The sequence below is a fragment of the Dryocola baronae genome (assembly GCF_051297175.1).
In the GTDB taxonomy this organism is placed as follows: Bacteria; Pseudomonadota; Gammaproteobacteria; order Enterobacterales; family Enterobacteriaceae; genus Dryocola.
Window position 1 is genome coordinate 4,608,393 of the sequence record NZ_JBINNY010000001.1, and the last position, 24,244, is coordinate 4,632,636.

Sequence of the window (24,244 nt, forward strand, 5' to 3'; positions counted from 1 at the left end):
AGCCATGAATGAAAGCTGGAACGAGCAAAATACAGCGCCGACATCGGCGCTTGGCTACTCTCAGGCGCGTAAGCTTGGCATTGCGATCGATAACGATGAGCTTATCTACCGGAAAAACGTCACGCTGGAGGTCCTTCTTGAGGCACGCCGCGTCGCGCCACACTGCACACATTTTACGGTGCTGGATGAGCAACTATTTGACGAAAGAATTGCTGTCTTATTCCAACAGAACGCGGTGGGTTCTCAGCAAATTGCCCAGGATATTCATCAGGACATCGATCTCCTTTCATTAACCGAAGATATCCCGGACAACGAGGATCTGCTGTCTGATGACAACAGCGCCCCGGTGATTCGCCTCATCAACGCCATTCTTGGCGAGGCGGTAAAAGAGGGCGCATCGGATATCCACATTGAAACCTTCGAAAAACGTCTGAATATTCGATTTCGGGTGGATGGCGTTCTGCGGCCCATTCTGCAGCCGAGTAAAAAGCTGGCGCCCTTACTGCTTTCGCGTATCAAAGTCATGGCCAAGCTCGACATTGCCGAGAAGCGTCTGCCGCAGGACGGCCGTATCTCCCTACGCTTTGGGCAGCGGCAGATCGATGTCCGTGTTTCTACCCTGCCCTCTCAGCACGGAGAGCGCGCCGTACTGCGTCTTCTGGATAAAAATAGCCTTCGTCTGTCACTGGATAAGCTCAACATGTCTTCTGCCGATAACCAGCAGATGGCGCATCTTATTCAGCAGCCGCACGGCATTATCCTGGTAACTGGCCCGACAGGTTCGGGGAAAAGTACCACTCTGTATGCCGTTCTGTCGGCTCTCAACAGCCACGAGCGCAACATCCTGACGGTAGAAGATCCCATCGAGTACGAGCTTGAAGGAATTGGGCAAACCCAGGTCAATACCAGAGTCGATATGTCGTTCGCGCGCGGCTTACGCGCCATTCTGCGCCAGGACCCGGATGTGGTGATGGTCGGCGAGATACGCGATAACGAAACGGCGCAGATTGCAGTGCAGGCATCCCTGACCGGGCACCTGGTGCTTTCAACACTCCACACCAACAGCGCAAGCGGTGCCGTAACGCGCCTGCGTGACATGGGCATTGAGCCTTTCCTGCTTTCCTCATCTTTATTAGGCGTCATTGCCCAGCGGCTGGTACGCCGTCTGTGCCCGGACTGCAAACAGCAGGTAGAACCCGATGCGCAACAGCGGGCAATTTTTGCTTCAACAGGAAACGTTCCGGCCCTGCTGCCAAAAGCCGTAGGTTGCCCCGCGTGCCGGCAGAGCGGTTTTAAAGGCAGGCTTGCGATCCACGAAATCATGGTGATTAGCAAAGATATCCGCCGTGCGATCCACCAAAACGATAACGAACAGGCAATTGAAATTTTATTGCGCCAGCAAAGCCACAGCCTGCTGGAAAATGGTCTGCTGAAAGTAGCAGCTGGCGAGACGACATTAGAAGAAGTTATGCGTGTAACCGCCCAGAACGTCGTCACAGAGGAAGCGGAACCATGATTTTCAACTGGCAAGCGCAGAATAATAAGGGTGAACTGATCCGCGGCCAGATTGATGCCGCCACTCCCCGTGATGCCCGCCAGCAGCTGAGGGATAAGGGCTTAATCCCCCTCGCACTCGAAGAGAAGAAAGCCTCTGCTTTCCAACGCTCGCCGGGTACGCGGATTAAGATAAAAAGCGCCGATCTGGCGTTGTTTACCCGCCAGCTTGCAACGCTCACTACCGCCGCATTACCCCTTGAAGAGGCTTTGGCCGTCATAGCAAAGCAGAACAAAGGTAAGCGGATTGGACAGGTCGTAGAGGCGATTCGTGAACAGGTCATTTCCGGCCATACGCTTGCCGATGCGCTTGCGGCCTGGCCGCGCGTGTTTGACAGCATTTATCGCACGCTGGTGAAGGCGGGTGAAAAAGGCGGGCTGCTTGGGCCGGTGCTGGAAAAACTCGCCGACTATAACGAACTGCGCGAACAGCTCAGAGCGAAGCTCACTCAAGCACTCATCTACCCAACCATGCTGACGCTGGTCGCAATTGGCGTGGTGACTATTTTGCTCACCACCGTGGTTCCCAAGGTCGTTGAGCAATTTATCCATATGAAGCAACAGCTGCCGCTCACAACGCGAAGCCTGCTCGCCATCAGCGATGCGTTAAGAAACTATGGCCCCTGGTTCCTCGCTGCGGTTTTTGCTGTCAGCGTGGCATTCCATTTTTGGTTACGCCCTACCGCAAACCGCTTCCGATTCCATCAAAAGCTTTTAAGCGTCATTTTGTGCGGCAACCTCATTCGTGCCGTCAACAGCGCGCGCTATTTGAGAACGCTGAGCATTCTGGAATCCAGCGGCGTGCCGCTACTTGACGGTATGAACGTGTCGCTAGAAGGCATTAACAACCTTGCGGTACGCGAAGCGCTTAAAGAAGCGAGCAATAAGGTGCAGCAGGGTAACTCCTTCCACGCAGCACTTGAGCAAACCGACCTTTTTCCTCCCATGATGCTTTACATGATTGCCTCCGGGGAAAAGAGCGGGCAGCTCAGCTCGCTCATGGCGCGCGCCGCCGATAACCAGGATACGCAACTGCAGAACAGGATCGCCTTTGTGCTGGCGCTTTTTGAGCCTGCGCTGATTATCTCCATGGCCTGTATCGTGCTGTTTATCGTCGCCTCCGTTATGCAACCCATCCTGCAACTCAACACTTTGATCAGTTAAGGAAGATATCTATGAAACATAGCCAGAAAAGCAAACAAAAGGGTTTTACCCTATTAGAACTGATGGTCGTTATCGTCATCCTCGGCGTGCTGGCTAGCCTCATCGTGCCAAACCTGATGGGCAACAAAGAGAAGGCAGACCGCCAAAAAGCCGTGAGCGATATCGTCGCGCTGGAAAACGCGCTCGACATGTACAAGCTGGATAACCATCGCTACCCAACCACAAGCCAGGGCCTGAATGCGCTTATAGAAAAACCGACTACTAACCCGCTGCCGGCTAACTACAACGAATCAGGCTATATCAAGCGTTTGCCTACCGATCCGTGGGGTAATGACTATCTGTTAGTCAGTCCGGGCGAGCATGGCGCCTTCGATCTCTCTGCAAGCGGCCCGGACGGTGAAGCTGGCACGGCTGACGACATCAATAACTGGGAATTGGGTAAAGCTAAAAAATAATGCGTAAGGGAAATGCTAAGGGTTTTACGCTGCTCGAAGTGATGCTGGTGCTGGTCGTCATTGCGGTTGGATCGATGCTCATCATGCCTTCCTGGCGGAGCGAAGACAAAACGGCGCTTCAGGAAGGCGAACGCATTAAGGCCCAGATAGAGTATCTTTCGGACAGAGCTGCCATGGAGGGCAGGCCTTTCGCATTTTCCGTCGCCACTGACGGCTGGCAGCTGCTAAGCCTTAAATCCGATCCCCAGGATGAGGACAAGCTGTCCTGGGCTCCCTTTAGCATGACTTCATCGCTAAGTATGGCAAGCCGCTGGCCGGAAGACTGGCATATTAAACTCGCCCCGCAAGGGATGGTCAGGCTTGCGCGCAGCCTGCAACCGCAGATTTACATTCTGCCTGACGGGCAAATTACACCCTTCACGCTAAGCGTCATCGACCGCAATACCAGAAAACCACTCTTTACCCTCACCTCGATGGGGACCCTCCCCCTTCGCATCGTCGGAGGAGCGAAATGACCCGTTCTGCTCAAAAGGGATTCACCCTGCTGGAAGTCCTGCTGGCGCTGGTTATCTTTGCCGGGGCGTCGCTGGCCCTTATCAGTAGCCTCAACGGCCAAATGCAGGCCAGCAGTCAAATTCAGGAGCTGACGATGGGTGGCTGGGTCGCTGACAACTATTTAGCGGAACAGCAGCTAAATCCCGTTAGCGAAGACGGTAGCACCAAGGGCAAAACCGAGATGGCGGGCAGAAGTTGGTCATGGGAAAGCAAAGTTAGCCACCGGGACGAGCTAGCGGTGGAGACCATCACCATAACGCTTGAAAACGGGCAGAAGAAAACGTTAGAACGGCTTTCACCTGCCCAGACCGAGATCGAAAAATGAGCCAGACGACGGATAAACAAGGAGGGTTTACCTTACTTGAAGTCTTACTGGCTATGGCCATTTTTGCGGCGCTGAGCCTGATGGCCTACCAGTTGCTCTCGCTCACCCTTGAAACGCACCAGCGCACTAGGGCGGCAAATGAACAATTTGCCGCACTACAGCGAACGGTTAACTGGATGGGTAATGATTTTCATCAGATAGTGGCCCGCAAATCCCGAAATATGACCGCCATCCTTCAGACGGATCCCAACAGCATCGCCTTCACCACCCAGACCTGGGAAAATGATTTCGGTAACTGTTGCGTACCCTCGCTGCAAAGCGTTACGTGGTATCTGAAAGACGGCACCCTGCACCGTACGGTGATGAACGGCCCTGACGGGCTTCAGACACAGCTTGATATTGCTCTACTGAGCAAAGTCCAGAACCTGCGGGTGCGCTATTACGAAGCCGGCTGGCAGGATGCGGCTCCTCTCGACACGCTGCCTAAAGCGCTTGAAATAACGATTGATGTCGTCGGGTTTGGGGAAATCAGGCGCGTTTATATCCTTCCCGCCCCCTGGCCGGTGCCCGAAACAGAGCAGACTGACGGCAAGCAGCAAAACGACGGCACGACTACCCAATCTGCAGGAGATGGCGTATGAACCTGCGGCATAAGGGGGTTGCACTGGTTGTGGTCATGATGCTGATCGCTATCATGGCCGCGCTGGCAGCGGAAATGACGGTAGGCTTCCGCATCAATCTTCGTCGTACCGATTACCAGCAGATGCAACAGCAGCATTGGTGGTATTTGAATCTCGCCGAGACAAAAGCCCTCGACGTTCTTAAACAGGATTTACTCGATAACCCAAAGACCCTTACGCTAAAACAGTACTGGGCGCAAAAAGCAGAATTGCCGCTTGAAGGGGATAAAAAGGTACGCTGGCAGCTTTACGATGGGCAGGCGTGTTTCAACGTCAACGCTCTGGCGAGCCTGCCTGCCGACTCTCTGGAAAAAAGGCCGATGATTGCCGAAGTTTTCGAAACGCTGATCAAGCTTGCCGGCAACGAAACCGGCAGAGCCGAAGCGATTACCGACTCCATCGCCGATTATATTGATGCTGATAATAAGCCGCGCCGCTTCGGTGCCGAAGATGAGTTCTATCGTACGGCGCAGCCGCCGAGAATGACGGCAAACCAGCGCCTTTTTGCGATATCCGAACTAAAACAGGTAAACGGTATCACGCCAAAAATTTATCAGGCGTTGGCTTCACAGGTCTGCGCGCTGCCGAGCGACTCCCTGCAAATCAATATTAATACCCTAACGGAAAAACAGGCACCTTTGCTCTCGGCGTTATTCCTCGAAAAGCTTTCGGTTGAAGATGCGGCAGGCATATTAGCGAAAAGGCCGACTACAGGCTGGTCTACCGTCGAAGCTTTTATGCAGCAGGTCGAGAAAGCATTTCCGGTTAAGGCGGATGAAACCGCGGGCATCAAAGCCATGCTCTCTACCAACAGCCAATTTTTTAACCTTGAAAGCAGAGTCACGGAAAATGAACAGGCTAGCGCTCTACAGAGCAGAATTTACTTCGACTCCAGGACTTCAGAAGCCGTCATATATTCACGCCGCTTTGTCATGGCAAGTGAATAGTCAAAGGATATGAATATGACACAATCATTGGTTATTCGCCCTCTGAGCAAAAATCTCTATCCGCTCGAATGGTATCTGCCAGATGCTGGCGTAGTAGAAAAACACATCCTGGAAGACGCCGGGGGAAATGAACCTACTGCAAAAGAAAATACCTGCCTGTTGGTTTCGCCTGCGCGACTGATTTTCCGTGAGCTAACGCTGCCCGCCGGACAAAAAAAAATAACTCAAAAGCTCATCGGCTGGCTCGCCGAGGAAACCACAACCGGCGACGGGGAAAGTTTTCACTGGACGGTTATCGCGCAGGAGGACAATCAGCTTCATGTGGTTGGCATGGAAAAAAACCTTTTGCTGCAGTACCTGGCCAGCGCCCAAGCCGCAGGATTCAACGTTACGGCAATTAAGCCCGACGGCCACAATCTGCCATGGCATGAAGCCAGTTGGACAGCACAAAAACAGGGTGAATACTGGCTGATGCGCAATGCGAGGTACCAGCTTTGCGAGCTTGACGAACGCTGGTTTCGACAGCTGCTGATTTCACATGCGCCGGGCATAATTTATTGCGACACGCCTGTTCCTGTCGCGTCGACGGAAACCGAGGTTCGCTCCATGCCGATGGATGCTCAGCAACCCCACTTCGAAATCAATATGCTGCACGGTGAATTTATTGCAAAGCCGATGACGAAACCCGCGCCCCTCTGGCTACGTAAGACCGCAATAGGGTGCTGTATTGGCGCGCTGGCGTGTGTACTGCTGGTTAAAGGGATTATATTTTGGCAGCTCAGCAGCCAGACAAGCGATCTGAAAATGGCGATGCAAAATCGCTATCAGCAATTTTTCCCGCAGGAAAAAAGGCATAACAACTTCAAATTCTATTTTGATCAGCAGGTTAAGCACTATCGCCCCGATGCGCTAACGCAGTTAAAGCGTATTGAGGACTATCTGACTCCATTACCCGACATTCAAATCAACCTTTTCGACTATCGCCAACAGGATGGCGCACTGAAGCTACAGGTAACCTCTGCCGATTATCAGCAGGTAGCTCAGCTTGCAGAACCCTTGCAGCTTCAGGTGAGCCCTAATCCGCAAAGTGAAGGAAGCTACAGTATTTCCGGGGAGATGAAATGATGAAGAGCTGGTGGCAGAACAAAAATCCCCGCGAGCAGTTGCTCATAAAAATCATGCTGGCAGCAGTGCTGGTGGCCGTTTATTGGTATGGCGCTGTCGTCCCGCTTAATGACGCCATCGAGAAACAGGGCAGAGAAAACCATACTCTTTCGCGAAATCTGAAGGCCATGGACAGTTCAGCGCAGAATATTGGCTTAACCAAAGCAAAAAAACGCACCGTTTCTGTTGATAAGGTTATCAACGAATCAGCGCAGCGCGCAGGACTGAATATCCAGCTTCAGCCTTCAGAGCAGGCCTGGACTGTCTCTCTGACAGAAACCGAATTATCCCCTTTTATCGCCTGGCTCGAAGACCTGAAAAATAATGAGGGGATCTATCCTGCCGATTTAAAGTTAACGGCTCAAGCCAACAACCGGGTGAAGGTTGAGAAGCTGGTGTTAAAGCAGGCGGGTTTCAGTGACTGATCTCAATACCTATTGGCTCATTTGGATGCTGCTGGCTGGCCTGTTGACGGGTAGCTTTATGAACGTGGTTATCTGCCGCCTGCCGGTGATGATCGCCCAGGAAACAGATGATAATGCCGCAGATTACAACCTGCTCGTCCCACGATCCCATTGCCCCTGCTGCAAACGGACCATAAGCTGGTATGACAATATTCCGTTATTGAGCTGGCTGCGTTTAAAAGGCCGGTGCCGACATTGCCAGACAGAAATCCCCTGGCTTTATCCGGCGGTGGAAGTGGGATGTGCGATTGGTTTCCTTGCTATTGCAGGGGTATTTCCACCCGGACAGCTTGCGGCAGGCGTCGCGCTTTTCTTCTGGTTTTCGATGGCAATGAGCATCATCGACTTACGCACCCTGCTGTTGCCCGACAAACTTACGCTGTCTCTGCTATGGCTTGGGCTGCTGTTCAATACGTTTACGCAATTCACCCCGGTCACCGATGCGATCCTGGGTGCCGTTGCAGGGTATCTCAGCCTCTGGTGCGTCTTTTGGGGATTCAAACTGATCACGGGGCGTGAAGGTCTGGGCTACGGGGACTTTAAACTACTGGCGGCCGTAGGCGCGTGGTGCGGCTGGCAAAATCTCCCGCTCGTTCTGCTGCTTGCGTCACTGCTGGGTCTGGTTTATTCGCTGGCTATCATCGTTCTATCTCGCAGAAAGCGAATTGAACAAGCAATTGCGTTTGGCCCATGGTTGGCGCTGGCTGGCTGGGGGATGTTCGTGTGGCAGGCTTGGCTAACGGTGAATTAAGAGAGGCAGATCGCCTCTCTTAAAGGTCGATCAATGTCATGACGCTTCTTCACGTATCTGCGACTGAATGTAGTTCTGCAAACCAATCTTGGAAATCAGATCGAGTTCGGTCTCAAGCCAGTCAATATGGTGTTCTTCCTCCACCAGGATTTGGATCATCATATCGCGACTAGCGTAATCGTGGATGGTATCTGCATAGGCTATCGCCTCACGCAGATCTTTCGCCCCTTCAAGTTCAAGATTAAGATCGGATTGCAGCATCTCTTCGACATCTTCGCCAATGTGAAGCTTGCCCAGGTCCTGCAGGTTAGGAATACCCTCAAGAAATAAAATACGTTCGATATACTTATCGGCGTGCTTCATTTCATCGATGGATTCGTGGTACTCAACATTGTTGAGGCGCATCAAGCCCCAGTTCTTGAACATTCTCGCATGGAGAAAATACTGATTTATCGCGACAAGCTCATTTCCCAATAATTTATTGAGATAATTTATTATCTTAATATCACCTTTCATTTTAACTCCCTCCGCTTCCACTACATGAAGCGTAGATGTAGCACGGAGTAAGTCAAAAAAAAGTGACGGGCTTAAGCGATCTCTTTGAATTCCGGGATCTGCAGCAGTTCTTCCTGCATGATCTCACGCGCGGCGCGAATGCACTTTCCGCATTGGTTTCCAACGGGAATAAACTTGCGGAGCTGCTGAAAGGATTGTGGCTGAAACTGGCGCACTGCCTGACGAATTTTTTTATCACTTACACCGTTACACAAGCAAACGTACATATGCACTCCCGTTCAAAATCTGCGCAAAGTGTAAATGAGAATAGTTATGATTACAATAGCACAAGCATGTCAGACGCACTTCTCAGCGGTTAAAAAATGTAAAAAAAAAGAGCGCCTGAGCGCTCTTTTTTAATTTAAAGATATCAGCGATTAAGCGATAACTTTAGCAACAACACCAGCGCCTACAGTACGGCCGCCTTCGCGGATTGCGAAACGCAGACCGTCGTCCATTGCGATTGGGTGGATCAGGGTAACAACCATTTTGATGTTGTCGCCCGGCATTACCATCTCAACGCCTTCTGGCAGTTCGATGGTACCAGTCACGTCAGTTGTACGGAAGTAGAACTGTGGACGGTAGCCTTTGAAGAACGGAGTATGACGGCCGCCTTCGTCTTTGGACAGGATATAAACTTCAGATTCGAACTTGGTGTGTGGCTTGATAGAGCCTGGCTTAGCCAGTACCTGACCACGTTCGATTTCTTCACGTTTGATACCACGCAGCAGAACACCAACGTTCTCACCAGCACGGCCTTCGTCCAGCAGTTTGCGGAACATTTCAACGCCGGTACAGGTAGATTTCGCAGTATCTTTGATACCAACGATTTCAACTTCTTCACCAACTTTAACGATACCGCGCTCTACACGACCGGTAACAACAGTACCACGGCCGGAGATGGAGAATACGTCTTCGATTGGCAGCAGGAACGGCTTGTCGATAGCACGCTCTGGTTCTGGGATGTAAGAATCCAGGTAGCCAGCCAGTTCAACAATCTTAGCTTCCCACTCAGCTTCGCCTTCCAGCGCTTTCAGAGCAGAACCGCGAACGATTGGAGTGTCGTCGCCCGGGAAATCGTACTGAGACAGAAGTTCACGAACTTCCATTTCTACCAGTTCCAGCAGCTCTTCGTCATCAACCATGTCGCATTTGTTCAGGAACACGATGATGAAAGGAACGCCTACCTGACGACCCAGCAGGATGTGCTCACGGGTCTGTGGCATAGGGCCATCAGTCGCAGCAACAACCAGGATAGCGCCGTCCATCTGAGCAGCACCGGTGATCATGTTTTTAACGTAGTCGGCGTGCCCTGGGCAGTCAACGTGCGCGTAGTGACGAGTCGGGGTGTCATATTCAACGTGGGAAGTGTTGATGGTGATACCACGAGCTTTTTCTTCTGGCGCGTTATCGATCTGGTCGAATGCACGTGCAGAACCGCCGTAGGTTTTAGCCAGAACGGTGGTGATTGCAGCTGTCAGGGTAGTTTTACCATGGTCAACGTGGCCGATTGTGCCGACGTTAACGTGCGGTTTTGTACGTTCAAATTTTTCTTTAGACACGGCTATATTCCTTACTGTTGTGCTCTCCTCTTAAGGAGAGCACGGGATCATTGTTTTAAAAGCCTTGGCTTATTTACCACGGGCTTCGATTACGGCCTGAGCAACGTTGTTCGGCGCATCATCATACTTCAGGAATTCCATGGAGTAAGATGCACGACCTTTGGTCAGAGAACGCAATTGAGTTGCGTATCCGAACATTTCTGACAACGGAACTTCAGCATGAATCTGAACACCAGTAGCGTTAGATTCCTGACCTTTCAGCTGACCACGACGACGGCTAAGGTCACCGATAACATCACCGGTGTTCTCTTCCGGAGTTTCAACTTCAACCTTCATGATAGGCTCAAGCAGAACTGGTTTCGCTTTCTTAAAGCCATCTTTAAAGGCAATAGAAGCGGCCAGTTTAAACGCCAGCTCGGAGGAGTCAACGTCGTGGTAAGAACCGAAGTGCAGACGCACACCGAGGTCTACTACCGGGTAACCTGCCAGAGGACCAGACTTAAGCTGCTCCTGGATGCCTTTATCAACAGCAGGGATGTATTCACCAGGAATTACACCACCTTTAATGTCGTTGATGAACTCGTAACCTTTCGGATTTGAGCCCGGCTCCAATGGGTACATGTCGATAACAACATGACCGTACTGACCACGACCACCAGACTGCTTGGCGTGTTTACCTTCAACATCGGTAACTTTCGCACGAATCGCTTCACGGTAAGCAACCTGAGGTTTACCCACGTTTGCTTCAACGTTGAATTCACGTTTCATACGGTCAACGATGATATCGAGGTGCAGTTCACCCATACCAGCGATGATGGTCTGGTTAGACTCTTCATCAGTCCATACGCGGAATGATGGATCTTCTTTAGCCAGACGGCCCAGAGCCAGACCCATTTTTTCTTGGTCAGCTTTGGTTTTCGGCTCAACGGCGATGGAGATAACCGGTTCAGGGAATTCCATACGCTCCAGAATGATAACGTTGTCTGGATCACACATAGTGTCACCAGTAGTCACGTCTTTCAGACCGATTGCCGCAGCAATGTCACCTGCACGAACTTCTTTGATTTCTTCACGCTTGTTAGCGTGCATCTGTACGATACGGCCCAGACGCTCACGAGCAGACTTAACCGGGTTGTACACGGTGTCACCGGAGTTAACAACGCCTGAGTATACGCGGAAGAAGGTCAGGTTACCCACGAATGGGTCGGTAGCAATTTTGAACGCCAGCGCAGCAAACGGCTCGTTGTCATCGGAGTGACGAACAGCCGGAGTGTCTTTACCATCGTCCAGAATACCGTTAATCGCAGTAACGTCAGTCGGTGCTGGCAGATATTCAATAACTGCATCCAGCATCGCCTGAACACCTTTGTTCTTAAATGCAGAACCACAGGTAACCAGGATGATTTCGTTGTTCAGAACGCGCTTACGCAGAGATGCTTTGATCTCTTCTTCAGTCAGTTCTTCACCACCGAAGAATTTCTCCATCAGCTCATCAGAGCCTTCAGCTGCTGCTTCAACCAGTTTCTGGCGCCATTCTTCAGCCAGTTCCTGCATATCAGCTGGGATATCTTCGTAAACGAAGGTAACGCCTGCATCTGCATCGTTCCAGTTGATGGCTTTCATCTTGATCAGGTCAACAACGCCGGTAAATTTCTCTTCAGCGCCGATAGCCAGCTGCAGAGGAACCGGAGTTGCGCCCAGACGAGTTTCAATCTGGCCTACAACTTTCAGGAAGTTAGCACCCATGCGGTCCATTTTGTTAACGAACGCGATGCGTGGAACTTTATATTTGTTAGCCTGACGCCATACGGTCTCAGACTGTGGCTGAACACCACCGACTGCGCAGTAAACCATTACCGCACCGTCGAGCACACGCATGGAACGTTCAACTTCAATGGTGAAGTCAACGTGCCCTGGGGTGTCGATGATGTTTACGCGGTGTGGTTCGAACTGACCAGCCATACCAGACCAGAAAGCGGTAGTCGCTGCGGAGGTGATGGTAATACCACGCTCCTGCTCCTGAGCCATCCAGTCCATGGTAGCCGCGCCGTCATGAACTTCACCGATTTTGTGGTTTACACCGGTGTAGAACAGAATACGTTCGGTAGTAGTGGTTTTACCGGCGTCGATGTGTGCACTGATACCAATGTTACGGTAGCGTGCAATGGGTGTTGTACGAGCCATTTGATTCCTCTATATCCTGGGACGTTCAATTTAAGTAACCCAAAGCGGGCAGCTTTTTTGAAGCGCCCGCCTGGTGACTAACACTACCTTGGAAAGATTACCAGCGGTAGTGAGCGAACGCCTTGTTGGCTTCAGCCATACGGTGAACGTCTTCACGTTTCTTAACTGCAGTACCTTTGTTCTCTGCAGCATCAGAAAGTTCGTTCGCCAGGCGAAGAGCCATGGATTTATCACCGCGTTTACGAGCAGCTTCTACGATCCAACGCATTGCCAGGGCATTACGACGAACCGGACGTACTTCAACTGGAACCTGATAAGTAGAACCACCTACACGGCGGGACTTAACTTCGACAGTCGGACGAACGTTGTCCAGAGCGACTTCGAAAGCTTCCAGTTCGTTTTTACCAGAACGCTGAGCCAGGGTCTCCAGCGCGGTATAGACGATAGCTTCTGCAGTAGATTTTTTACCATCTACCATCAGGATGTTTACAAATTTGGCCAGCAGTTCTGATCCGAACTTAGGATCCGGCAGAATTTTACGTTGACCAATGACGCGACGACGTGGCATGGGAATACTCCGTTGTTAATTCAGGGTTGTCCAAAACTCTATTGAGTTTGACATTTAGTTAAAACGTTTGGCCTTACTTAACGGAGAACCATTAAGCCTTAGGACGCTTCACGCCGTACTTAGAACGAGATTGCTTACGGTCTTTAACGCCGGAGCAGTCAAGTGCACCACGAACGGTGTGGTAACGAACACCTGGCAAGTCTTTTACACGACCACCACGGATCAGGATCACGGAGTGTTCCTGCAGGTTGTGACCTTCACCACCGATGTAGGAGGTAACTTCAAAACCGTTAGTCAAACGCACACGGCATACTTTACGCAGTGCGGAGTTTGGTTTCTTAGGAGTGGTAGTATATACACGAGTACATACACCACGTTTCTGCGGGCAGGCTTCCAGCGCAGGCACGTTGCTTTTTGCAACTTTGCGAGCGCGTGGTTTGCGAACCAGCTGGTTAACTGTTGCCATTAAATAGCTCCTGGTTTTAGCTTTTGCTTCGTAAACACGTAATAAAACGACCTCATATAATATGAGGACGCAGAATTTTAGGGCTGAGCCGAAAAGGTGTCAAGAAATATACAGCGATCCTGGATTACCAGGTTATCTGCCGGTCGTGTTTAACCGTCAATCTGACGACATCATTATAGCTGACGGCGTCGATTTTGGATGAAATTTGAGCAGCCAAGCCGCGTGCTTCGAGATCTTCTCGCAGAGCGCTGATAGATATGGGGGCAACCAACAGCAAATCAAGGTAACGCGACCCTTTTAATGCGGCAACCACACCGTCTTGCAGTAACAGCAAATCATCACCCGCCTTAACGCAGCGCAAAAGTGCAGCAAGGTCAGTGTGAAAAGGTGATTTGCTCAGAATATGCAGCATTTATGCCTCAGAAAGTTAGAACAACATCAAACTGATGCAGCGTTTCCCGTAGCGTGTCAGGGTCCATGAGTTTAACGTCCACAACCCAGCCGCTGTTTTCATCAAGCCCGCGCTCGCGCGCCGACTCGGTGCAAAGGTAGCATTGTTCGATATCGTAAAGCGGCAGGACGCGAAACGTCGCGATGTAATCCCGCGCGAGGATTTTGTCGGGCTGCTGGCCCGGTAAAATCTGAAAAACGCCATCGCCCACGAAAAACACGCCAATATCTTCCGACAGTGCGGAAGTCGCGAGCAACGCATCAAGTCCTTCACGCCCGGCGGAAGAGCCATGCGGAGCAGATTTAAAGACAAACGCCACGCGCTTCATCAGAATTGCACCATTCTTTCGCAGGTCAGCGCAGCTTCAGCAAGCGCACCTAGCCCACTTAGTGTAAAGCCTGCCTGAAGGTTGCTTGAGCTAAGCGCGTGCTGTTTGGCTTCGACTTCATCCACCACGCCACGACGCAGCGCCGCGGCCACACAAATGTGCAGCTCAACGCCATGCTGGTCGTGAAGCTGCTGCCATGCTCTTACCACATCGACTTCGTCATTGGCGGGCATGGTGAGGGCATTCGCGTTCAAAACGCCCTCGCGATAGAAAAAGACGCTGCTCAAGGTATGTCCTTCGGCGATCACCGCTCGGGCAAACTGCAGCGCGCTGCTTGCCTGCTGCGTTCCATAGGCCGGGCCGGTCACCATCATGGCAAAACGCATTTACCTTTCCTGCCCCAGGAAATCACCGTTTTTGAACTGGCGGATATAGAGATAAACCGTGTGTTTCGAGATATTTAAACGGTCGGCGACCTGGTTGATAGCGTCTTTGATATCAAAAATCCCTTTCTCGTACAGATTGAGGACAATCTGACGATTCTTGGCGTTGTTGGAAACGTTACGGTCCGCGTTCACTTCTTCGATAGTGAACTCCAACGTCTGCGTAACCAAATCTTCCACCGAGGACGCAAAGTTCACGGACGAAGGCACTTCCTGGGTCTCAGGCGGCGTAAAGGTCGCCATAATTTGCGAGAAAGGCACATCGAGATTCATGTTGATGCACAGCAGCCCAATGACGCGCTGGTCGCGATTACGAATGGCAATTGTCACGGATTTCATCAGCACGCCGCTTTTCGCGCGGGTGAAATAGCACTTAGATACGCTGCTGTCGGCCCCGGTCATATCGTGGAGCATTCGAAGCGCTAGATCGGTAATCGGTGAGCCAATTTTTCGCCCGGTATGTTCACCGTTCGCGATGCGGATCGCTGAACACTTTAAATCCTGAAGGGAATGCAGAACGATTTCGCAATGGGAACCAATCAGCATCGCTAGCCCATCAACGACCGCCTCATAAGATTTTAATATTTCGAAGTCGGTTTGTTCAAAGGGACGCTGGTCCAGCAGGTCAAGCTCGCTGGTTTCGTTGGTTAAAAGCGAATTGGACATTTAAAAATACCACCCTCTACAGAGAGCCTGTCGCGCTTTAGTGGTGTCAGGGCAGACTCAAACTCAATTGAAACGCTGGCCGCTAAGGTAATACACCGTAAGACCCCCTTTCCAGTCTTTATTATTATATCCCGCTACAAATAAAAAACCGCCGCCCCTGAGGACGGCGGTTAATCACTGATTACTTGCCTTTGGCAGCGTCGTCAGCTTTAGCATCTGGCGCGGCTTCGGCTGCCTGCGCGTCTGCTTTAGGATCGGCCTTTGGTGCTGGCTTAACGTCCAGCAGCTCTACTTCAAAGACCAGCGTGGAGTTTGCCGGAATACCCGGAACGCCAGTTTTGCCATAGGCCAGGTCTGGTGGGATGACCAGCTTGATTTTGCCGCCTTTCTGGACATTTTTCAGACCTTCGGTCCAGCCTGGGATAACACCGTCAAGACGGAAGGAAAGCGGTTCGCCACGGGTGTAAGAGTTATCGAACTCTTTACCGTCGATCAGCGTGCCTTTGTAGTTCACAACAACGGTATCGCTGTCTTTCGCGGTTTCGCCTTTACCTGCTTTCTCGACTTTATAAAGCAGACCGGTTGAAGAGGTTTTTACGCCTTTCTCTTTAGCGAAAGCATCACGGAAGGCTTTGCCTTTTTCAGCATTTTCCTTCGCGTCTTTTTCCATCTTCGCCTGAGCAGAAGCCTTCACGCGGGTTTCGAATGCCTGCAAAGTCTGCTCGATTTCCTGGTCAGTCAGCTTGCTCTTGTCAGCAAACGCATCCTGGACGCCAGCGATCAGCTGCTCTTTATCCAGTTTGATGCCCAGTTTTTCTTGTTCTTTCAGGGAGTTTTCCATGTAACGACCAAGGGAAGCACCCAGGGCGTATGCGGATTTCTGATCGTCATTTTTGAAGGCTGCGCTGCTTGCAGCAGGCGCTGCAGCGGCATCTTTAGCGGCAGCGGCCGGAGCAGCAAACGCCGGGGCGCTCAGGGCAACGGCCATCGTGGCCGCCAAAAGCGTTACTTTAAACATTGATTTCATCCATTTCTCCAGGGCCGGGGCCTCTAACCCCAAGGTTATTTTCAACTTAAGGACGTACTATAACGTCGTGAGAGAAATCTACACAATCTCTGCGCCCGTTATCGAGTCAAATTCAGACCCTTTTTGTATAAAGAAGTTTCGCGCCGGGCTAAATGACGCTGTATCACACGGGGAATTTCAGTAGAATCGCGGGAAAATGTCCATCTGCAGGCCAGAAGGGGTAAGCCATGCAACAAAAATCGACCGAACAACGTCTGGAAGAGCTTGAGAGTCGTCTCGCCTTCCAGGAGATAACGATAGAAGAGTTAAATCAAACGGTAACGGCGCACGAACTGGAGATGGTCAAACTGCGCGAGCATTTCCGCCTGTTGGTAGAAAAACTGAAAGCCAGCCAGCCGTCGATGATTGCGTCACAGGCCGAAGAAACGCCGCCGCCGCATTATTGATGCTCCAATAAAAGAAAAGGCGTGTCTCAGACACGCCTTTTTTATCGCTTCAAGCTTAGTGGCAGCCGCAGCCGCCGTTACCGCCGCAACCACCTTTACCGTGGTCATGGTCGTGATCGTGGCCGTGACCACCGCAGCAGCCGTCACCATGGTCGTGATCGTGGTGATGATCGTGCTCACCGTGAACGTGGCCGTGAGCCAGTTCTTCAGCGGTTGCTTCACGAATTGCGATAACTTCAACGTTGAAGTTCAGATTCTGGCCAGCCAGCATGTGGTTACCGTCAACCACAACGTGCTCGTCTTCAACTTCGGTGATTTCAACCGGGACCGGGCCCTGGTCAGTTTCAGCCATGAAGCGCATGCCAACCTGAAGTTCATCAACGCCCATGAAGACGTCTTTCGGTACGCGCTGCACCAGGTTTTCGTCATACTGACCGTAAGCGTCGTTAGCACCAACGGATACGTCAAACTTATCGCCAACTACGTGACCTTCCAGCGCTGTTTCCAGGCCAGTGATCAGGGAACCGTGACCATGCAGGTAGTCCAGCGGCGCACTCACCGGAGACTCATCAACCAACACACCGTCTTCTGTACGTACCTGGTAGGCCAGGCTGACCACCAGGTCTTTTGCTACTTTCATGATATCTCCTGAGCGAGCGTGGGGAAAAAAACTGGCGACGATTGTAGCGGAATTCTACGCCGCTGTACCCTTAAGCTTAAAAAAACTCGGGGGATCTCGCTAGTCGGGATGGAAAATGCCGATCACCTGCTCTTGTTCACGCACGTGCTCGCGAGCCTGTTTATCCGCTTCTCGCATCTGGTGCCCACACTTAACGCACTCAACGATATCAATATTATTCTCGCGCCACATCGCCAGAGAATCCTGCGCCTGGCAATGAGGGCATACCGCCCCGGCAATAAAACGTTTGCGCACTGACATTGGCTTCACCTTCTATTCAAATTCGTCCCAGCCATCAAGCTGGCGACGCTCTTGTTGCATTTCACGTTCGAAAATCTCTTCCAGCTCCCGCCGCGCCTCTTTCACCCTGGAAATTTGCGCGGTATCGGTGTGGATTGGCATAAGTTCACGCAGCATACGCATATCCAGACGTCTGAAGTGCAACTGGGCACGGTGCGCCTGATGCGGATGCATACCGAGCGTCATCAGCGCCTTGCGCCCTAACTCCAGCGCGCTGGAGAAAGTCTCGCGCGAGAACTGCTTTACGCCCGCCTGCAAAAGCTCGTGCGCTTCCACACGCCCACGGGCTCGCGCCAGGATCGACAAATGTGGAAAGTGTTGTTGACACAAATGCACGATTTTCAACGTATCTTCCGGCTCGTTACAGGTAATAACGATGGATTTCGCCTCTTCAGCCCCCGCCGAGCGCAGCAGCTCAAGCTCGGTCGCGTCGCCGTAGTAAACCTTGTAGCCGTACTTACGCATCAGGCTAACCGAGCTGATGTCGCGTTCCAGAACCGTAATGCGCATTTTATTCGCCATCAGCAGACGGCCAATCACCTGCCCAAAACGCCCGAAGCCCACGATAATCACCTGCGGATGATCGTCTTCCACATACGGCTTCTCGTCCATCTCTTCATCGCTGTTAAAACGCCGCGCGAGGATTGCATCCACGCCCTTCATTAATAGCGGCGTGGTCATCATCGACAGCGTCACGGTGACCAACAGCAGCGGCATCTGGTCGCCATGAAACAGCTTTTGCGACGAGGCGAGCGAAAAGAGCACGAAGGCGAATTCGCCGCTCTGGCTGAGCACGCCGGAAAACTGTAGCCGCTCGGAGCTGCGCATGCCGTAAACGTGCGAGATGCCGTACAGCACGGCGAACTTCACGGCCACCAGCGCAATAACGCCGAAAATCACAAAAAGTAAATGGGTATAGAGCACGCCCAGATTCAGCGCCATACCCACCGAAATAAAGAACAGGCCCAGCAGCAATCCCTTAAAGGGATCGATAGCGATTTCCAGCTCGTGGCGGTACTCGCTTTCCGCCAGCAGCACGCCTGCGATAAAGGTTCCCAGCGCCATGGAAAGCCCCAGCGCATCCATGAACAGCGCGGAGCCCAGCACCAGCAGCAGCGCCGCCGCCGTAAACACCTCGCGCACGCCCGAACCGGCGATAAACCGGAACAGTGGCCGCAAAAGATAACGCCCGCCAATCAGCATGCCCGCAAACGCCAGCACCTTGAAGCCGACTTTTATCCAGTCCGTATGACCCTCGTCATTGCCTGCAAGCAGCGGAACCAGAGCAAGCGCAGGAATAACCGCCAGGTCCTGAAACAGCAGAACGGAAAAGCCGAGCTGCCCCGCTTCGTTGCGGTTCATGCCCTTGTCGCGCATCAACTGCAATGCCATCGCCGTTGAGGACATCGCCAGCCCAATACCGCCAATCACCGCCGCCTGCCAGGAAAACTTCGTCAGGATGAGAAGCCCCGCAAGAATGGCCGCGCTGAGAAGAACCTGCGCCGCGCCGACGCCAAAAATAGAGCGTCTAAGCTCCCAAAGCTTTGCCGGATTCAGCTCAAGCCCGATGATAAACATCAGGAAAACCACGCCCAGCTCGGAAAAATGCAGGATCTCGTCCACGTCGCTAATAAAGGCCAGGCCCCACGGGCCGATGGCAATACCCGCCAGCAAATAGCCAAGCACCGCGCCGATGCCCAGCCTGGCGGCAATCGGCACCGCGACCACCGCCGCAAACAGGAACAGCACGCCGGCGAGCAGCAAATCAGAACCTTCCATCAGCGTCCTCCCGGCGGTAACGGTGAAGCGAGCCATTCGCCATAGGCTTTGGCGTGGCTTGCCAGCTCAAGGGGAGACTGCCGACGCGCCCAGTAAACGATAATCGGGTTCATCCAGTGCATGCGGCACATGGCCGCCGTTAGCTCAAAGGGCCGAAGAATATCGGTCAGCGGGAAACGGTTAAAACCATCGTGGCGATACGCACCCTCCGGCTCGCCGGTGGTGATAACGCTACGCCAGTACTTTCCCGCGAGAGCCGTGCCTCCGACGCCGCTGGCAAAGCCACGGCTTAACACGCGGTCGAGCCACTCTTTAAGTAGCGCCGGGCAGCTATAGGTATAAAGCGGGTGTTGGAAGACGATGACATCGTGCTCGAGCAGTAATGCCTGTTCGTGGTAAATATCGATAAAAAAGTCGGGATAGTGCGCATAAAGATCGTGCACGGTGACATTTTCAAGCTGCTGAGCCGGTTGGAGCAAAACCCGGTTCGCGACCGAGTCCTGTGATTCCGGATGGGCATACAGCAGCAAAACTTTCGGCGGCTGCGACATCATTACCCTCCAGGGCGTCGTCATAGTGATTTTTTTGGGCTACCATGCAGCCCGACGCGGTGCCCTAAGCATCACGTTACCTTAATATAATGACAATTTAACATACTCTGAACATACGGCGCTTTATGATTGTTTTCTCCTCGTTACAAATTCGTCGCGGCACCCGCGTTCTGTTGGATAACGCCACCGCCACCATTAACCCAGGCCAGAAAGTCGGTCTCGTGGGTAAAAACGGCTGCGGAAAATCCACGCTGCTGGCGCTATTAAAGAACGAGATAAGCGCCGATGGCGGCAGTATGACCTTCCCGGCTAACTGGGCGCTGGCCTGGGTTAACCAGGAAACCCCGGCGCTTGAAATGCCGGCCATTGAATACGTGATCGACGGCGATCGTGAATTCCGCCAGCTTGAGACCGAACTCGCGCAGGCCAACGAACGCAACGACGGGCACGCCATCGCGCTCGTTCACGGCAAGCTTGATGCGGTCGACGCGTGGACTATCCGCTCCCGCGCCTCAAGCCTGCTGCACGGGCTGGGCTTTAGCAACGAACAGCTTGAACGCCCGGTCAGCGACTTCTCCGGCGGCTGGCGTATGCGTCTCAACCTTGCGCAGGCGCTGATCTGCCGTTCGGACCTCCTGCTGCTTGATGAACCGACCAACCACCTGGACCTGGACGCGGTGATCTGGCTGGAACGCTGGCTGAAGAACTATCCCGGCACGCTGATCCTTATCTCGCACGACCGTGACTTCCTCGATCCGGTGGTCGGCAAAATCATTCATATCGAACAGCAAAGCATGTTCGAGTACACCGGCAACTACTCCTCGTTCGAAGGACAGCGCGCGACGCGCCTCGCCCAGCAGCAGTCGATGTATGAAAGCCAGCAGGAACGCGTGGCGCATCTGCAAAGCTTTATCGACCGCTTCAAAGCAAAAGCCTCCAAGGCGAAGCAGGCACAAAGCCGCGTCAAAATGCTCGAACGCATGGAGCTGATTGCCCCGGCGCACGTCGATAACCCGTTCCACTTTAGCTTCCGCGCGCCGGAAAGCCTGCCGAACCCGCTGCTGCGTATGGAAAAGGTCAGCGCGGGCTACGGCGATCGCGTGATACTCAACTCCATCAAGCTGAACCTGGTGCCCGGATCGCGCATTGGCCTTTTGGGCCGCAACGGCGCGGGTAAATCCACCTTAATCAAGCTGCTGGCCGGTGAACTGGCCCCGCTGCAGGGGGATATTGGCCTCGCAAAAGGCATCAAGCTTGGCTACTTCGCCCAGCATCAGCTCGAATACCTTCGCGCGGATGAATCGCCGCTTCAGCACCTGGCGCGCATTGCGCCGAAAGAGCTGGAACAGCAGCTGCGCGATTATCTCGGCGGCTTTGGCTTCCAGGGCGATAAGGTCACCGAGCAAACGGCGCGCTTCTCCGGCGGCGAAAAAGCCCGCCTGGTGCTGGCGCTCGTCGTCTGGCAGCGCCCTAACCTGCTGCTGCTCGATGAACCCACCAACCACCTGGATCTCGACATGCGTCAGGCGCTGACCGAAGCGCTGATTGATTTCGAAGGCGCGCTGGTCGTGGTTTCGCACGACCGTCATCTGCTGCGTTCCACCACCGACGATCTCTACCTTGTCCACGATCAGAAGGTCGAAGCCTTCGACGGCGATCTGGAAGACTACCAGCAGTGGCTCAGCGACCTGCAAAAGCAGGACAACCAGCAGGAAGACGGCGCGAAAGACAACGTCAACAGCGCGCAGGCGCGTAAAGACCAGAAGCGCCGCGAAGCAGAGCTGCGCACGCAAACCCAGCCGCTGCGTAAACAAATCACCCAGCTTGAAAAGCAGATGGAAAAGCTGAACGCGCAGCTTGCTGAAGTTGAAGAGAAGCTGGCTGACAGCGCCATTTACGATCAAAGCCGCAAAGCTGAGATGACCGAATGCCTGCAAACCCAGGTGAAGGTGAAATCGGCGCTGGAAGAGTGTGAAATGGAGTGGCTGGACGCGCACGAACAGCTTGAGCAAATGATGCAGTCCGAATAACGCCATCCGACATTTTTGGTGGATAGCGCTAACGCTTATCCACCCTACGATTCGCGAATAGGTCGGGTAAGGCGCTATCGCTTATCTTCGCTACGGTTCGCATGTAGGTCGGGTAAGGCGTAAGCCGCCACCCGACAAATAACGCGCGGGCTAACGCCAGATCAGCAGCACGCAGGCGGCGGTTAGCAGGCCCATAAATACGTTAAAAATCGCCCAAGCGCGGCGGCTGCGCAGCAGCTTGCCTATCAGGCTGCCGAAGGCAATCCAGATAACGCCTGCCACAATATTCACCAGCGCAATGCCGATGCTGATTAGCACCACCGAATGCAGATACTGTGAACCCGCAAGGCTGAAGCTCGCTACCGCACCCAGCGCCATGAGCCACGCTTTTGGGTTGATGACCTGAAGCAGGCCGCCCTGCCAGAAGGGAATAGGCGCAGGCGGCGGGGAATCGGTTTCTAAACGCTCGTAGCTCGCCGTACCAATTTTCCAGGCCAGCCACAAAAGATAAATGCTCCCGGCAATCTTGAGGATAAGGTGCAGGGCGGGGTAAATCAGAATCAGGCTGCCCACGCCGCAGGCCACCAGCAGCAGGATGCACTGCATGCCGAGCATGATGCCAATCATCAGCGGCAGGCTGCGGATAAAACCGTAATTAGCCCCTGATGAGGTAAGTAACGTATTATTGGGGCCAGGGGTAATCGCTGCCACCCAAAGAAAGCCGAGCATTGAGAAAAAAAGCGTTTCCATGAAAGGGGTGCTCCACACCCAAAGAATTGATTAGCAAACTAAATGAAACTAACAGTGTGATATGGATCAGACAAGTCCTGCAGAATTGAATTTTAATCATGATGACGGCCAGCAATTCCGCCCTATGCGCGGAATGAGTAACCCTCACCTGCAAACCATGTTGCCGCGTGTTATCCGCCGTCGAGTCAAATTTAAGCCCCACTGGCAGCGTCTTGATATGCCGGACGGGGATTTTGTCGATCTCGCGTGGAGCGAAGACCCGCGCCTGGCGGCGCATAAGCCGCGCCTGGTGGTCTTTCACGGTCTGGAAGGCAGCCTGCACAGCCCCTACGCACACGGCCTGATCGAGGCCGCGCAGAATCGCGGCTGGCTGGGCGTGGTGATGCACTTCCGGGGATGCAGCGGCGTACCAAACCGCATGAAGCGCATCTACCACTCCGGCGAAACCGAGGACGGCACCTACTTCCTCAGCTGGCTGAACCAGCGCTATGGCGAAGTGCCAACGGCGGCGGTCGGCTTCTCGCTGGGGGGCAACATGCTGGCCTGCCTGATGGCAAAACAGGGAGCGGACTGCACCCTAAAAGCCGGCGTCGTTGTCTCCGCGCCGCTGATGCTCGAGCAGTGCTGCTATCACATGGAGCAAGGCTTCTCGCGGTTCTACCAGCGCTATCTTCTCAACCTGCTGAAAAAGAACGCCGCGCGCAAGCTGCGCAGCTATCCCGGCACGCTGCCGGTGGACTTAAGGCAGCTCAAGGGCGTGCGCCGCATCCGCGAGTTTGACGATCTTATCACCTCCAAAATCCACGGCTTTGCCGACGCGCTGGACTATTATCGCCAGTGCAGCGCCATGCCGCTGCTGCCGGACATCGCCAAGCCGACGCTCATCATCCACGCCAAAGACGATCCCTTTATGGATCACCACGTCATTCCTGATAAAGCATCGTTACCCGCAAATATTGAATATCAGCTCACAAGCCACGGCGGACACGTCGGCTTTGTGGGCGGCACGCTGCGCAAACCGGAAATGTGGCTCGAGCAGCGTATCCCTGACTGGTTAACAAGATATCTGGACAACTGAGATGATTATTCCCTGGCAAGACATTGACGCCGAGACCCTCGACAATCTCATCGAATCCTTTGTATTACGCGAAGGTACAGATTATGGTGAACAAGAGCGCTCGCTGTCGCAGAAGGTTGCCGACGTGAAGCGACAGCTACAAAGCGGCGAAGCGGTGCTGGTGTGGTCAGAGCTGCATGAGACGGTAAATATCATGCCTCGCGGGCAGTTTCGCGGCTAATCTAAAGCAATAAAATCATCTTCAGGCCCTTCGTCGGGTGGATACGTGCATTCGCCATCCACCCGCTGTGACAGTCCCTTCGAATATCCATGGAGTTGTTGC

The 24,244-nt window shown here is 53.1% G+C and carries 30 protein-coding genes; 14 read left to right on the top strand and 16 right to left on the bottom strand.

The window, feature by feature from the left end; all coding sequences use genetic code 11:
* Window positions 1-4 precede the first annotated feature (4 nt).
* The 10 genes from gspE to ACSPHG_RS21885 are packed head-to-tail and all read left to right on the top strand — an operon-like array spanning window position 5 to window position 8,059.
* A complete protein-coding gene (gene gspE / locus ACSPHG_RS21840; protein WP_435955571.1) occupies window positions 5-1,516 on the top strand; it encodes a type II secretion system ATPase GspE in 1,512 nt (503 codons plus the stop codon).
* The gene (gspF, locus tag ACSPHG_RS21845) at window positions 1,513-2,718 is read left to right on the top strand and encodes a type II secretion system inner membrane protein GspF (RefSeq protein WP_435955572.1); all 1,206 of its coding nucleotides are present in this window, start codon (window positions 1,513-1,515) and stop codon (window positions 2,716-2,718) included. The genes gspE and gspF overlap by 4 nt, the downstream gene beginning before the upstream one ends.
* Before the next feature lie 11 nt (window positions 2,719-2,729).
* Window positions 2,730-3,173, top strand: coding sequence for a type II secretion system major pseudopilin GspG (gene gspG / locus ACSPHG_RS21850; protein WP_435955573.1), 444 nt, complete (start codon window positions 2,730-2,732; stop codon window positions 3,171-3,173).
* The gene (gene gspH, locus ACSPHG_RS21855) at window positions 3,173-3,688 is read left to right on the top strand and encodes a type II secretion system minor pseudopilin GspH (RefSeq protein WP_435955574.1); all 516 of its coding nucleotides are present in this window, start codon (window positions 3,173-3,175) and stop codon (window positions 3,686-3,688) included. Before gspG ends, gspH begins: the two co-directional genes overlap by 1 nt.
* Window positions 3,685-4,053, top strand: coding sequence for a type II secretion system minor pseudopilin GspI (gene gspI, locus ACSPHG_RS21860; RefSeq protein WP_435955575.1), 369 nt, complete (start codon window positions 3,685-3,687; stop codon window positions 4,051-4,053). The genes gspH and gspI overlap by 4 nt, the downstream gene beginning before the upstream one ends.
* A complete protein-coding gene (gene gspJ / locus ACSPHG_RS21865) occupies window positions 4,050-4,694 on the top strand; it encodes a type II secretion system minor pseudopilin GspJ (RefSeq protein WP_435955576.1) in 645 nt (214 codons plus the stop codon). The genes gspI and gspJ overlap by 4 nt, the downstream gene beginning before the upstream one ends.
* Complete coding sequence (gene gspK, locus ACSPHG_RS21870) at window positions 4,691-5,680, top strand: type II secretion system minor pseudopilin GspK (protein ID WP_435955577.1); 990 nt, start codon at window positions 4,691-4,693, stop codon at window positions 5,678-5,680. The genes gspJ and gspK overlap by 4 nt, the downstream gene beginning before the upstream one ends.
* A 15-nt stretch (window positions 5,681-5,695) precedes the next feature.
* On the top strand, window positions 5,696-6,805 hold the full coding sequence (gspL, locus tag ACSPHG_RS21875; protein ID WP_435955578.1) for a type II secretion system protein GspL: 1,110 nt from the start codon (window positions 5,696-5,698) through the stop codon (window positions 6,803-6,805).
* Window positions 6,802-7,269 carry a type II secretion system protein M gene (locus ACSPHG_RS21880; RefSeq protein ID WP_435955579.1) on the top strand — a complete coding sequence of 156 codons (468 nt, stop codon included), beginning with the start codon at window positions 6,802-6,804 and terminating at the stop codon, window positions 7,267-7,269. The genes gspL and ACSPHG_RS21880 overlap by 4 nt, the downstream gene beginning before the upstream one ends.
* Window positions 7,270-7,294: 25 nt before the next feature.
* Window positions 7,295-8,059 (top strand): prepilin peptidase, encoded by a 765-nt coding sequence (locus ACSPHG_RS21885; protein WP_435956076.1) that lies wholly within the window; start codon window positions 7,295-7,297, stop codon window positions 8,057-8,059.
* 36 nt (window positions 8,060-8,095) lie between these two features.
* On the opposite strand, the gene bfr is transcribed toward ACSPHG_RS21885, so the two are convergent.
* The 11 genes from bfr to fkpA form a co-directional block, all read right to left on the bottom strand.
* Window positions 8,096-8,575 (bottom strand): bacterioferritin, encoded by a 480-nt coding sequence (bfr, locus tag ACSPHG_RS21890; RefSeq protein ID WP_435955580.1) that lies wholly within the window; start codon window positions 8,573-8,575, stop codon window positions 8,096-8,098.
* 71 nt (window positions 8,576-8,646) lie between these two features.
* The gene (gene bfd, locus ACSPHG_RS21895; RefSeq protein WP_167615012.1) at window positions 8,647-8,841 is read right to left on the bottom strand and encodes a bacterioferritin-associated ferredoxin; all 195 of its coding nucleotides are present in this window, start codon (window positions 8,839-8,841) and stop codon (window positions 8,647-8,649) included.
* A gap of 150 nt (window positions 8,842-8,991) precedes the next feature.
* Entirely contained in the window at window positions 8,992-10,176 is a 1,185-nt protein-coding gene (tuf, locus tag ACSPHG_RS21900) for an elongation factor Tu (protein ID WP_435955581.1), read from the bottom strand.
* A 69-nt stretch (window positions 10,177-10,245) separates the two neighbouring features.
* Complete coding sequence (gene fusA / locus ACSPHG_RS21905; protein WP_435955582.1) at window positions 10,246-12,360, bottom strand: elongation factor G; 2,115 nt, start codon at window positions 12,358-12,360, stop codon at window positions 10,246-10,248.
* 97 nt (window positions 12,361-12,457) lie between these two features.
* A complete protein-coding gene (gene rpsG / locus ACSPHG_RS21910) occupies window positions 12,458-12,928 on the bottom strand; it encodes a 30S ribosomal protein S7 (RefSeq protein ID WP_017803037.1) in 471 nt (156 codons plus the stop codon).
* Window positions 12,929-13,019: 91 nt separating this feature from the next.
* Window positions 13,020-13,394: a 30S ribosomal protein S12 gene (gene rpsL, locus ACSPHG_RS21915; RefSeq protein WP_003023654.1), complete on the bottom strand. Its 375-nt coding sequence runs from the start codon at window positions 13,392-13,394 to the stop codon at window positions 13,020-13,022.
* 124 nt (window positions 13,395-13,518) lie between these two features.
* Window positions 13,519-13,806, bottom strand: coding sequence for a sulfurtransferase complex subunit TusB (gene tusB / locus ACSPHG_RS21920; RefSeq protein ID WP_435955583.1), 288 nt, complete (start codon window positions 13,804-13,806; stop codon window positions 13,519-13,521).
* A gap of 7 nt (window positions 13,807-13,813) precedes the next feature.
* Window positions 13,814-14,173: a sulfurtransferase complex subunit TusC gene (gene tusC / locus ACSPHG_RS21925; protein ID WP_435955584.1), complete on the bottom strand. Its 360-nt coding sequence runs from the start codon at window positions 14,171-14,173 to the stop codon at window positions 13,814-13,816.
* Window positions 14,173-14,559, bottom strand: a complete 387-nt coding sequence (gene tusD, locus ACSPHG_RS21930; RefSeq protein WP_435955585.1) for a sulfurtransferase complex subunit TusD — start codon at window positions 14,557-14,559, stop codon at window positions 14,173-14,175. The genes tusC and tusD overlap by 1 nt, the downstream gene beginning before the upstream one ends.
* Entirely contained in the window at window positions 14,560-15,282 is a 723-nt protein-coding gene (locus ACSPHG_RS21935) for a helix-turn-helix transcriptional regulator (protein WP_435955586.1), read from the bottom strand.
* Between the two features lie 181 nt (window positions 15,283-15,463).
* Window positions 15,464-16,309, bottom strand: a complete 846-nt coding sequence (fkpA, locus tag ACSPHG_RS21940) for an FKBP-type peptidyl-prolyl cis-trans isomerase (protein WP_435955587.1) — start codon at window positions 16,307-16,309, stop codon at window positions 15,464-15,466.
* Between the two features lie 227 nt (window positions 16,310-16,536).
* On the opposite strand from fkpA, the gene ACSPHG_RS21945 reads away from it, so the two are divergent.
* A complete protein-coding gene (locus tag ACSPHG_RS21945) occupies window positions 16,537-16,755 on the top strand; it encodes a protein SlyX (protein WP_435928775.1) in 219 nt (72 codons plus the stop codon).
* Between the two features lie 55 nt (window positions 16,756-16,810).
* On the opposite strand, the gene slyD is transcribed toward ACSPHG_RS21945, so the two are convergent.
* From slyD to kefG, 4 genes are all read right to left on the bottom strand, one after another.
* Window positions 16,811-17,395, bottom strand: coding sequence for a peptidylprolyl isomerase (gene slyD / locus ACSPHG_RS21950; protein WP_435955588.1), 585 nt, complete (start codon window positions 17,393-17,395; stop codon window positions 16,811-16,813).
* A gap of 99 nt (window positions 17,396-17,494) precedes the next feature.
* Window positions 17,495-17,695, bottom strand: a complete 201-nt coding sequence (locus tag ACSPHG_RS21955) for a YheV family putative zinc ribbon protein (RefSeq protein WP_121267443.1) — start codon at window positions 17,693-17,695, stop codon at window positions 17,495-17,497.
* 12 nt (window positions 17,696-17,707) lie between these two features.
* A complete protein-coding gene (kefB, locus tag ACSPHG_RS21960) occupies window positions 17,708-19,513 on the bottom strand; it encodes a glutathione-regulated potassium-efflux system protein KefB (protein WP_435955589.1) in 1,806 nt (601 codons plus the stop codon).
* Window positions 19,513-20,064: a glutathione-regulated potassium-efflux system ancillary protein KefG gene (gene kefG / locus ACSPHG_RS21965; RefSeq protein ID WP_435955590.1), complete on the bottom strand. Its 552-nt coding sequence runs from the start codon at window positions 20,062-20,064 to the stop codon at window positions 19,513-19,515. Before kefG ends, kefB begins: the two co-directional genes overlap by 1 nt.
* A 125-nt stretch (window positions 20,065-20,189) precedes the next feature.
* Here kefG and ACSPHG_RS21970 point away from each other — a divergent pair, with 125 nt between their 5' ends.
* Window positions 20,190-22,094 carry an ABC transporter ATP-binding protein gene (locus tag ACSPHG_RS21970; protein WP_435955591.1) on the top strand — a complete coding sequence of 635 codons (1,905 nt, stop codon included), beginning with the start codon at window positions 20,190-20,192 and terminating at the stop codon, window positions 22,092-22,094.
* 150 nt (window positions 22,095-22,244) lie between these two features.
* Here the strand turns inward: ACSPHG_RS21970 and ACSPHG_RS21975 are convergent, their stop codons facing one another.
* On the bottom strand, window positions 22,245-22,844 hold the full coding sequence (locus ACSPHG_RS21975) for a LysE family translocator (RefSeq protein WP_435955592.1): 600 nt from the start codon (window positions 22,842-22,844) through the stop codon (window positions 22,245-22,247).
* 61 nt (window positions 22,845-22,905) lie between these two features.
* Here ACSPHG_RS21975 and ACSPHG_RS21980 point away from each other — a divergent pair, with 61 nt between their 5' ends.
* Together ACSPHG_RS21980 and ACSPHG_RS21985 are read left to right on the top strand one after the other, a co-directional pair.
* Window positions 22,906-23,922, top strand: a complete 1,017-nt coding sequence (locus tag ACSPHG_RS21980; protein WP_435955593.1) for a hydrolase — start codon at window positions 22,906-22,908, stop codon at window positions 23,920-23,922.
* A gap of 1 nt (window position 23,923) precedes the next feature.
* Window positions 23,924-24,142: a YheU family protein gene (locus ACSPHG_RS21985; protein WP_271124218.1), complete on the top strand. Its 219-nt coding sequence runs from the start codon at window positions 23,924-23,926 to the stop codon at window positions 24,140-24,142.
* Window positions 24,143-24,244: the final 102 nt, after the last annotated feature.